Source organism: Geminocystis sp. GBBB08 (genome assembly GCF_016743215.1).
Taxonomy (GTDB): domain Bacteria; phylum Cyanobacteriota; class Cyanobacteriia; order Cyanobacteriales; family Cyanobacteriaceae; genus Geminocystis.
Map to the genome: position 1 here is coordinate 1 of NZ_VRZC01000252.1, position 3554 is coordinate 3554.

Genomic DNA, 3554 nt, shown 5'->3' on the forward strand with positions numbered 1-3554 from the left:
TTTGAATTTAGACTAATTTCAGCACCTATTTCTGACATTTTAGTTATGATTCCTTGATGAATTTGATGAGAAATTTTTAATTTTACCGGCTTATTTACTTTTAACCATTGGTAACTATCTGATTTCGGTATTTCAATTAATACCATAATAGATAAAGCAATAATCATTAAGTTATAAAGATTCCAAAATAAAACTATATTTAACCCAATTACATTAGAAACATTGCTAATATCATTATTCATTAATTCTTGTAATAAATTAACTAAATTAAACAAGTTTATCCCTAAGAAAAAAATTAAAGGTGATGCTAAATTCCAGTTAAAGTAATAGTTATTATTTTTTATGCCTTTAGGAGTTACTTTGAAGATAGAGGAAAAAGGATTAATTAATGTTTGGAATATTTCTATAGATAAAGGCACAGCAGTAACTACATTATATATCTCCGACATCAAAGCTGATCGACTACGAAAATTTAGCCAAGAAAAGGTTAACATTTGGATAAAATAGAAAGGCAGAAAAAAATAAATTATTTCTTCAAAATTTGCTTTTAAAGGTGTTATCTCTAAAAAAGTATAAGCTAAAGGTAATAATAATAATATTACTCTTAAAGGACTTAAAAACCATTGTAAAATACCTTCTAAATGAGCTAATCTTTCCCAGCATTTTAAATTTTGAACAAAAAGAGGATTTTCAGGAATAAATAAACTTTGAATTGTGCCTCTTGCCCACCTTTTTCTTTGTCGAATATACCCGAAAGTATTTTCTGCTGATAATCCAGCACTTAGACTTTCTTCTAAATAAATAACTTGATAATTTTTAGAAGCTAACTTAATGCCTGTGTGATAATCTTCACTGAGAGAATTAGTAACAAAACCGTCTATATTTTCTAAATAACTTCTTCTTACAACAAAAGAACTACCATAACATAAAGCAGTGTTAATGCTATCTCTAACTAATTGATAATAACGGGAAAAAATTTCTACTTCAGTGGGTATTTTATTTTCTAAGCCTAAATTTCTCGCAATGGGATCATGAGAGTAAAAACTCTGGTAAGTTTGTAATAAGCCTATCTTTGTATCTTGAAAAAAGCCGATAGTGCGTGTTAGAAAGTTAGTAGTGGGTATAAAATCAGCATCGAAAACAACTATTAACTCTCCCTTCGTTTTAGTCAAACCATGATTTAAATTTCCTCCTTTGGCATGAAGACGATTTTCACGGATGATATAACCACAGCCTAATTCTTTACATAATTCTTTGATTTCTTGTCTATCTCCATCGTCTAAAAGATAGATTTTTTTATGATTATATTCTATAGCTTGACAACCAACGATCGTTCTTTTTACTACTTCTAATGGTTCGTTATAACTAGGTATTAAAATATCTACAGTAGGTTGATAAATTCCAGCTTTTACTGCTTCTGACATTATATCAGCTTGGGGTTTTCTACTCTTAACTTTTAACGTCAAAATTGTCTGCCAAAATGGGCTAATAATAAACGCTAATTCCATCAGAAATAAACTTATACTAAATATACTATTAATAGAATTACTTAAATTTAAAGTAGAATGCCATCGCCATAAAAAATAACGTATCATAAAAGATAAAGAGGTAAAAACTATTATTATTCTTGACCATTGTTTTTGTTGAGGAGATAATATAATAGTAGTTTGAACAATTAATACACCTATTATTAAGGGTAAAAATAGAGTTAAATTCCATAAATTTAACCATGAACATAATTGCCAAAAATTTTTAAAAATATTATTATTGTAAATACGATTAAGTAAAATAGCGATAAAACTGCTAACTAAACCAAAAAAAAGTATTCGACTAGCATAAATTTTAGATTGAAGATTCATAATAAATAGTTTTCAAGTTTTCTAAAGAGATTTTTTATCCTCTCACTCCAGCATACAAAAACACAAAATTTTTTTCGGCTATTTTGTTAACTTAATCTAAGTGTAATCTTATCTGAGATAAATGAAAAAATGTCAAGATTAATCTGAGAAAAATTTAATCTTAATTAAAGGTGCGTCAAAAAGTGTTTTGATGAAGATAGGTAATGGGCAATTTATAGTAAAATGTATTATAAAATCATGAGAAATATCATAAATAAAATATTTAAAAATCTTTATTCCCTATTAAAATTTAATTTGTAATTGTCCCCTAAATTGTTCATTAAGATAAGAACTTGCTCCTGTTTCAAGGGTGATAATATTAGATATTTTATATCCTAATCCTAAAGAAATATTCTCAGAAAATTTCCCCGTACAAAAACCTTCATAGACTTGAGCGTTAGAAAATTCTCCGTTAAGTCTTTGTTGCCCTAAACTTGCCATTAAACGACAATGTAAAAAGTTGGTAATATTTTTTTGCCATGCTAATTCTAAGTTATAAACTAAAAAATCTGAGGGAGAAAAATAACCACTTTTTTGCTCTAAATTTTGATGAAAACTCCAGGTAAAAAGATTAGCTGATACGCTTAATTCTCCAAACTTTTTTTCAAGACGAGTAAAAGATTGGTAGTCTTTATTGCCATCATTAAAATTACCAAATTGACTAAAGGAAAATAAACTAATATCAGGGGCAATTAACCAATAAAAACTTGGGCGAAAACGAAAAGTTTTGATTTGATTATCTAAGGTTGGAGCATTAAATTTATAGGGTAAATATTCTAAAGCACTAGCTAACACAAATAATGATTGTAATTCTCCGTTTGGTTTTACTCTTACTAATAACGGTGTATCACCCATTATACTAATACTAGGTGCTACCGGAAGACGATCAAATATTTCTAATCCTCCATTAATTGCTAAATTAACATTATTAATTTTACCTTTCCAGCCAAGAATAAAAGGTATATTATTAATTTTTTCTTCAAGAGGTTTTTCAAAAGTATTAAATCCTGTTTTTAAACTTATTTCTTGATTATTAAGAGTACGAAAGTTAAAGGTAGATTCAATAAATTGATTTCTTTGTCCATAATTGTCAGTATCTACTAAAAAAGTCGGATTAATACTTTCTAAAGTTACAGGAAATTTTTTTAATTCCTCTACTAAATTATCAGAAGGTTTTGGCTTAATTGTTTCAGGCTGAATGACAGGTTCAGGTTTGGTTAAACGAGGATTAAAATTCTCGGGAGAAGCAATTAAAAAAATAGTTTTAACGGGGATATTTAATAATTTTATAGGGAAATTTTCCGTTAATAAAAACTGTTGGTAGTAATTATTATTAGTATTTTCTTCATATTTGTTTAGCCATAAGTTAGTAATTATTTTATTATCAGATTGACTAAATGTTTCTATCTTTAACGGTAATAAATTAGCTTTTTCTTCATTACTCAAAACTTTTCCTTTATTAATTGAGAGTAAGCCTATATAAATAATTATAAAAATAGTTAAAAATTTGTTTTGTAACATAGTATACTTAAATATTGCCCTTGATTTTATCAAATTAAATCATGAGAAAGCTAATAAATGCCTAGACAAAATTAATTCTTGTATATAGGCAATGGATTTCAACCTTTTGTTACCTATTATTATGGATTTGAGAAA

At 27.1% G+C, this 3554-nt stretch carries 2 protein-coding genes; both read right to left on the minus strand.

Annotation, left to right across the window (positions count from 1 at the left end; genetic code table 11):
• Positions 1 to 1859, minus strand: a 1859-nt coding sequence (locus tag FWJ34_RS18780; RefSeq protein ID WP_308256857.1) for a glycosyltransferase, incomplete at its 3' end; no start/stop codon positions are given.
• 282 nt (positions 1860 to 2141) lie between these two features.
• On the minus strand, positions 2142 to 3419 hold the full coding sequence (locus FWJ34_RS18785) for a cellulose synthase subunit BcsC-related outer membrane protein (protein ID WP_308256858.1): 1278 nt from the start codon (positions 3417 to 3419) through the stop codon (positions 2142 to 2144).
• Positions 3420 to 3554 lie beyond the last annotated feature (135 nt).

Bases quoted from the DNA above. Each gene is read 5' to 3' on its own strand.
- FWJ34_RS18785 (WP_308256858.1), bottom strand. From the start codon at position 3,419: ATGTTACAAAACAAATTTTTAACTATTTTTATAATTATTTATATAGGC.